Raw genomic sequence first — 6,229 nt, forward strand, 5'->3', positions numbered from 1 at the left:
GCGGCACGCTCAGCGCCCGCTGCGGGCGAGGTAGTGCTTGCGCCAGAACACCAGTCCCAGCAGGCCCGCGACCGCCACCATGAACAGGATGGCGGCCCAGAAGCCGAGCGGGTCGTGCAGCAGCGGCATGCTGCTGAAGTTCATGCCGAAGATGCCGGTCATCAGGTTCAGCGGCAGGAAGATGGCCGTGAGCGCGGTGAGCGTGCGCATGATGTTGTTGGTGCGATTGCTCTGCGCCGAGAAGTGGATCTGCACCACGCTCTCGGCGCCCTGCTCCATGCGGCGCACCTGGTGCACCACGCGCTGGATGTGTTCGATGACGTCGCGGGCGCGCGCGATCAGGCCGTCGCGCTCCGCCTGCGACAGCCCCGGCGGGGGCTGCTCGCGCGCGGTGTCCAGCCATTCCTGCATCGCGTCGTTCTGCTCCTCGCACAGGTCTTCGAGCGTGTGCAGCTCGCGCCGCGCGATCATCAGCGCGCTCCAGTTGCGGTAGTCCGAGCCCGGGCGCAGCAGCTCGTGCTGCCAGCGGTCAAGTTCGGTGCTGAGCTGGCGCCGCAGTTCCAGGTAGCTGTCCACCATCACGTTGACCATGCGCAGCATCAGGTCCGAAGGGCTGGTGGGCAGGCGGCTGCGGTTGGCGGCCGCGGCCAGGCCGTCGCTCTGCACCGCGTCCGACAGGTAGCGGCTGATGAACGAGCGCGAGGTGAAGCAGCCGCGCGGGTGCACCGTCACCAGCAGGCGGTCGTACACGACGAAGCCCACCGCGCGCGTGCGGATGCGGTAGAAGCTGGCCAGGCCGTCGGGCGCGGGGCCATCGCGGCCACTGCCCTTGCCCAGCTCGTGGTCCACTTCCTCGGGCGTGGCCAGGCGGCGGAAGATCACCAGGTCGTAGACCGAGGTGTAGTCGTACTGCGAAGGGTGCGTGGCGCTTTCCAGGTCGCGCAGGTGCAGGTCCAGCAGCGAGGAGCCGCCGAGGCGGAAGCAAGCCGACTGAAGTGCGGGCAGCGCTTCTGCGAGGTCTTCGCGGTCGAGGTAGATCCAGACGAATCCGCCTTCGGGCGCCTGCGGCGGCACCGTGTCCAGGAAGCGAAGCGTGCCCGGCGTGAATTCGACGATCTGCATCGGCGGCGGATCAGGCGCGCAGCTTGCGCGCGGCTTCCAGCGCGAAGTACGTCAGGATGCCGTCGGCGCCTGCCCGCTTGAAGGCGAGCAGGCTTTCCATCATCACCGCGTCGCCGTCCAGCCAGCCGTTGCGCGCCGCGGCCTGCAGCATCGCGTACTCGCCGGACACCTGGTAGACGAACGTCGGCATGCGGAATTCGTCTTTCACGCGCCGCACGATGTCCAGGTAAGGCATGCCGGGCTTGACCATCACCATGTCGGCGCCTTCGGCGATGTCCATCGCGACTTCGCGCAGCGCTTCGTCGCTGTTGCCCGGGTCCATCTGGTAGACCTTCTTGTCGGCCTTGCCCAGGTTGGAGGCCGAGCCCACCGCGTCGCGGAACGGGCCGTAGAACGCGCTGGCGTACTTGGCGCTGTAAGCCATGATGCGCGTGTGGATCGACTGCCGTTCTTCCAGCGCGCGGCGGATGGCGCCGATCCTGCCGTCCATCATGTCGCTGGGCGCCACGATGTCCACGCCGGCGTCGGCCTGCGAAAGCGCCTGCTTCGTCAGCACCTCCACCGTCTCGTCGTTGAGGATGTAGCCGGTGGGATCGAGCAGGCCGTCCTGGCCGTGGCTGGTGAAGGGGTCGAGCGCGACGTCGGTCATCACGCCCAGTTCGGGGAAGCGTTGCTTCAGGCCGCGCACCACGCGCGGCACCAGCCCTTCCGGGTTCCAGGCTTCGCGGCCGTCTTCGGTCTTGAGCGAAGGGTCGATCACCGGGAACAGCGCCATCACGGGCACGCCGAGCTTCACGCATTCCTCGGCCACCGGCAGCAGCAGGTCGAGGCTCAGGCGTTCGACGCCGGGCATCGACGCGACGGGCTCGCGGCGCTTGCTGCCGTCAAGCACGAACACCGGATAGATCAGGTCATGGGGCGACAGCGCGTTTTCGCGGACGAGGTTGCGCGTGAACGTGTCGCGCCGCAGCCGCCGCGGGCGGCCGTGGGGATAGGGAGCATGCAGGACCATGGCGAAAATTGTGCCGCATCGCCACCTGACTGCTGGCCATCGCGGTCAACGCATCGGCTCGGATCGGCCGAGCCAGCTTGTAAGGGCATGGGCCCCCTGTTAAATTACGGACCGGGCGGCTTGCCGCTCCCCGCTTTTCCTCCCTGAGCGGGTGCCTTAATGTGTGACAGCAAAAAGGCTTCCCAACCCCGGCTTGATCGCCGGGGTTTTTTTTCGTGCCGCCGCGTCAGCAACCGGTCGGCACCCCTTCCGTACACTCGGCGCCCATGCTCTGGGTCAAAGCGCTGCACATCGTGTTCGTCGCGAGCTGGTTCGCGGGCCTGTTCTACCTGCCGCGGATCTTCGTCAACCTGGCGATGGTGCCGGCGGGGTCCGACGCGGAGCGCGACCGCCTGCTGCTGATGGCGCGCAAGCTGTTGCGCTTCACCACGATGCTGGCCGTGCCCGCGCTCGCGTTCGGGTTGTGGCTGTGGCTGGGCTATGGCATCGGTCGCGGCAGCGGCTGGCTGCACGCCAAGCTGGCGGTGGTGGTGCTGGTGATCGGCTACCACCATGCGTGCGCGGTGCTGCTGAAAAAGTTCTCCGCGGGCGCCAATCAACGCAGCCACAAGTGGTACCGCTGGTTCAACGAAGTGCCGGTGCTGCTGCTGCTGGCCGCGGTGGTGCTGGTGGTGGTCAAGCCGTTCTGATCCGGGCGCGCATGGCGGCACGAAAGACTTCCGCCTGGCCGCTGTCGCAGGCCTACACGGCGCTGATCGTCTACGCCAGCCTGTACCCGTTCTCGGGTTGGCGCGCCCAGGGCGTCGCGTTCTGGGCTTTCCTGTTCAGTCCCTGGCCGCGCTACTGGACCGCCTTCGACTTCATCTCCAACACGCTCGGCTATGCGCCGCTGGGCTTCCTGCTGGCCTTGAGCTTCATGCGCCGGTCGCAGGCGGCGGCCCCGCGCCCGGGGCTGGCGGTCCTGGTCGCCGCGCTTTCCTCGGCCGTGCTGTCGTTCTCGATGGAATCGTTGCAGACCTACCTGCCCGAGCGCGTGCCGTCGAACGTGGACTTCGCGTTGAACGCGTTGGGTGCGCTGCTCGGGGCCGCGCTGGCGGCGGCCCTGGAAAAAGCGGGCGCGGTGGACCACTGGAGCCGCCTTCGCGTTCGATGGTTCGTGGACGACGCCCGCGGCGCGCTCGTGCTGCTGGCGCTGTGGCCGGTGGCCCTGCTGTTTCCCGCGGCGGTGCCGCTGGGCCTGGGGCAGGTGTTCGAACGGCTGGAAGCCGCGGTGGCCGAATGGCTGCTGGACACGCCTTTCCTGCAATGGCTGCCCGTTCGCGACATCGAATTGCAGCCCCTGGTGCCCGGGGTTGAATTGCTTTGCGTGGCGCTGGGCGGCCTCGTGCCTTGCCTGCTCGCCTATTCGGTGATGCGCTCATGGCGGCAGCGCGCCGTGCTGGCGCTGCTGGTACTCGCCACCGGCGTGGCCGCGACCGCGCTGTCGGCGGCGCTGAGTTGGGGACCTTCGCATGCGTGGGCCTGGCTCAGCCTGCCGGTGCGCGTGGGCCTGCTGGGCGCGCTGGTGCTGGCGCTGCTGGCGTTGCCGCTGCCCCGGCGCGGTTGCGCCGCGCTGGTGATGCTGGCCCTGGTGGTGCACCTGGCGCTGCTGAACCAGGCGCCGGCCAGCGCGTATTTCGCGCACACGCTGCAGGCCTGGGAGCAGGGGCGCTTCATCCGCTTCCACGGCGTGGTCCAGTGGCTTGGCTGGCTGTGGCCTTACGCCGCGCTGGTTTACGTGCTGGTGCGCGTCTCCACCGGCGAGCGCGCTCCTAGAATCCCGGCATGAGTTCCCCCGAGCGGCCCTCCTATTACGAGCGGCACATCTTCTTCTGCCTGAACAAGCGTGAGAACGGCGAGAACTGCTGCGCCGACCACGGCGCCCAGGCCGCGTTCGAGCGCTGCAAGTCGCAGGTCAAGTCGCAAGGCCTGGCCGGGCCCGGCCAGGTGCGCGTCAACAAGGCCGGCTGCCTCGACCGTTGCGCGGGCGGCCCCGTCGCCGTCGTCTACCCGGAAGCGGTCTGGTACACGTACGTCGACCAGCAGGACATCGACGAGATCGTCGAGTCGCACCTGAAGAACGGGCGCGTGGTCGAGCGCCTGCTCACCCCGCCGCACCTGGGTCGCTGATGAATTCGCAGACGCGCCGCCTGCAGGCGCGGGGCGCGGCCGGCGCGCTGGACGTGCTGCGCGACGACCCGATGGACGTGGCGCCGGTGGGCACCGCGTTCATCGCGCATCCGCATCCGCTGTTCGGCGGCACCATGGACAACAAGGTGGTGCAGACGCTGGCGCGCGCTTTCGTGCTTTCCGGGTGGACCGCCATCCGCTTCAACTTCCGCGGCGTCGGCGGCAGCGCCGGTACCCACGACGAAGGCCGCGGGGAAGCCGACGACATGCGCGGCCTGGTGCGCGAGTTCGCGCCGGAAGGGCCGATCGCCTTGGCGGGCTTCTCGTTCGGTTCCTTCGTCGCCAGCCACGTGCTGGAAACGTTCTGGAGCGAGCGCGACGTGCGCAAGGTGGTGCTGGTGGGCACCGCGGCGCAGCGCTTCTCCGTCGCCGTGATCCCGCCCGACGCGCACGACCGCACGCTGGTGGTCCACGGCGAGCAGGATGACACGGTCGCGTTGCAATCCGTCATGGACTGGGCGCGCCCGCAGTCACTGCCGGTGACGGTTATTCCCGGGGGCGGCCACTTCTTTCACGGACAATTGCCGCTGCTGAGAAACCTCGTGGTCCGCCACCTCCGTTCCTGAATTCCCTTCGCCTGATGAACCGATTTGCCAAGGCGCTGATCGCGCCCTTGTTCGCCCTGCTTTGCTTCGCCGCCGCCGCCCAGGTGCCGCAGCCGCCCGAGATCGCCGCCCGCAGCTACCTGCTGCTGGACGTCAGCGCCGCCAACCAGATCCTGGCCGCCCGCGACATCGACTCGCCGGTGGAGCCCGCGTCGCTGACCAAGCTGATGACGCAGTACCTGGTGTTCGACGCGCTGCGCGCCAAGAAGATCAACCTGCAGCAGACGCTGCCCGTGAGCGTGCGCGCCTGGAAGATGCCCGGTTCGCGCATGTTCATCGACCCGAGCATGCAGGTGCCGGTGGACGACCTCATCAAGGGGATGATCGTGCAGTCGGGCAACGACGCCACCGTCGCGCTGGCCGAGGGCGTGGGCGGCACGGTGGACCGCTTCGTGCAGCTGATGAACGACCAGGCCAAGGCCCTGGGCATGAAGTCCACCACGTACAAGAACCCGGAAGGCCTGACCGAGCCGGGGCACACGACCACTGCGCGCGACCTGAGCATCCTGGCGACGCGCCTGATGCAGGACTTCCCCGAGTACCTGCACTACTACGCGATCAAGAAGTACCGCTACCAGGGCACGCCGACGGCCAACGACACGAACCGCAACATGCTGCTGTTCCGCGACCCGACGGTGGACGGCCTGAAGACCGGCCACACCGATGCGGCGGGCTACTGCCTCATCGCCACGGCCAAGCGCGACTTCCCGAACCTCAAGGGCCGCCGGCTGCTGTCCATCGTGCTGGGCACGTCCAGCGAGCTGGCCCGTGCCAACGAATCGCAGAAGCTGCTGAACTGGGGCTACACGGCGTACGAGGGCATCAAGCTGTTCGACGCCGACCAGCCGGTGATCGCGCCCGAGGTCTGGAAGGGCACGGCCAAGACCGTGAAGCTGGGCCGGCCGCAGCCGGTGGTGGTGGCGGTGCCGGCCGGCACCGCTGCGCAGATCAAGACGGCGGTGGCGCGCCCGGACCCGCTGGTGGCCCCGTTCACCAAGGGCCAGCAGGTGGGCACGCTGAGGGTGCTGGCGGGCGACAAGCCGCTGGCCGAGGTGCCCTTGGTTGCCCTGGAAGCGGTCGAGCAGGCCGGGGTCCTGGGCCGCGCCTGGGACGCCGTCCGGCTCTGGATCAAGTGACCTGCCGCACGGGCGCGCAAGCGTCCGCAGCAGGTCTTTCCCGCGCAGGCGCACTGCTGTCCGGGATCGCCGTCATAGCAAGGAGCCCTGAACGCAGGCGATGTGCTCGCGCAGGAGCTGCCGTC

General features: G+C 68.7%; 7 protein-coding genes. 5 read left to right on the plus strand and 2 right to left on the minus strand.

Annotated elements, in window-relative coordinates; translation table 11 throughout:
• Positions 1–9: 9 nt before the first annotated feature.
• Entirely contained in the window at positions 10–1,122 is a 1,113-nt protein-coding gene (locus EZ216_RS20465; protein WP_135251655.1) for a magnesium transporter CorA family protein, read from the minus strand.
• Between the two features lie 10 nt (positions 1,123–1,132).
• Positions 1,133–2,134 carry a porphobilinogen synthase gene (hemB, locus tag EZ216_RS20470; RefSeq protein ID WP_135251656.1) on the minus strand — a complete coding sequence of 334 codons (1,002 nt, stop codon included), beginning with the start codon at positions 2,132–2,134 and terminating at the stop codon, positions 1,133–1,135.
• 266 nt (positions 2,135–2,400) lie between these two features.
• Between hemB and EZ216_RS20475 the strand changes: the two genes are divergently transcribed.
• From EZ216_RS20475 to EZ216_RS20495, 5 genes are read left to right on the plus strand one after another with little or no spacing between them, the layout of a single operon-like run.
• Positions 2,401–2,823 (plus strand): CopD family protein, encoded by a 423-nt coding sequence (locus EZ216_RS20475; protein WP_135251657.1) that lies wholly within the window; start codon positions 2,401–2,403, stop codon positions 2,821–2,823.
• Between the two features lie 11 nt (positions 2,824–2,834).
• Entirely contained in the window at positions 2,835–3,962 is a 1,128-nt protein-coding gene (locus EZ216_RS20480) for a VanZ family protein (RefSeq protein ID WP_135251658.1), read from the plus strand.
• Positions 3,959–4,303 (plus strand): (2Fe-2S) ferredoxin domain-containing protein, encoded by a 345-nt coding sequence (locus EZ216_RS20485; protein WP_135251659.1) that lies wholly within the window; start codon positions 3,959–3,961, stop codon positions 4,301–4,303. The genes EZ216_RS20480 and EZ216_RS20485 overlap by 4 nt, the downstream gene beginning before the upstream one ends.
• Entirely contained in the window at positions 4,303–4,929 is a 627-nt protein-coding gene (locus tag EZ216_RS20490) for an alpha/beta hydrolase (RefSeq protein WP_135251660.1), read from the plus strand. Before EZ216_RS20485 ends, EZ216_RS20490 begins: the two co-directional genes overlap by 1 nt.
• A 14-nt stretch (positions 4,930–4,943) precedes the next feature.
• Complete coding sequence (locus EZ216_RS20495) at positions 4,944–6,104, plus strand: D-alanyl-D-alanine carboxypeptidase family protein (protein WP_135251661.1); 1,161 nt, start codon at positions 4,944–4,946, stop codon at positions 6,102–6,104.
• The last annotated feature ends 125 nt before the right edge of the window (positions 6,105–6,229 follow it).

The organism is Ramlibacter humi, assembly GCF_004681975.1.
GTDB classification, from domain to species: Bacteria; Pseudomonadota; Gammaproteobacteria; order Burkholderiales; family Burkholderiaceae_C; genus Ramlibacter; species Ramlibacter humi.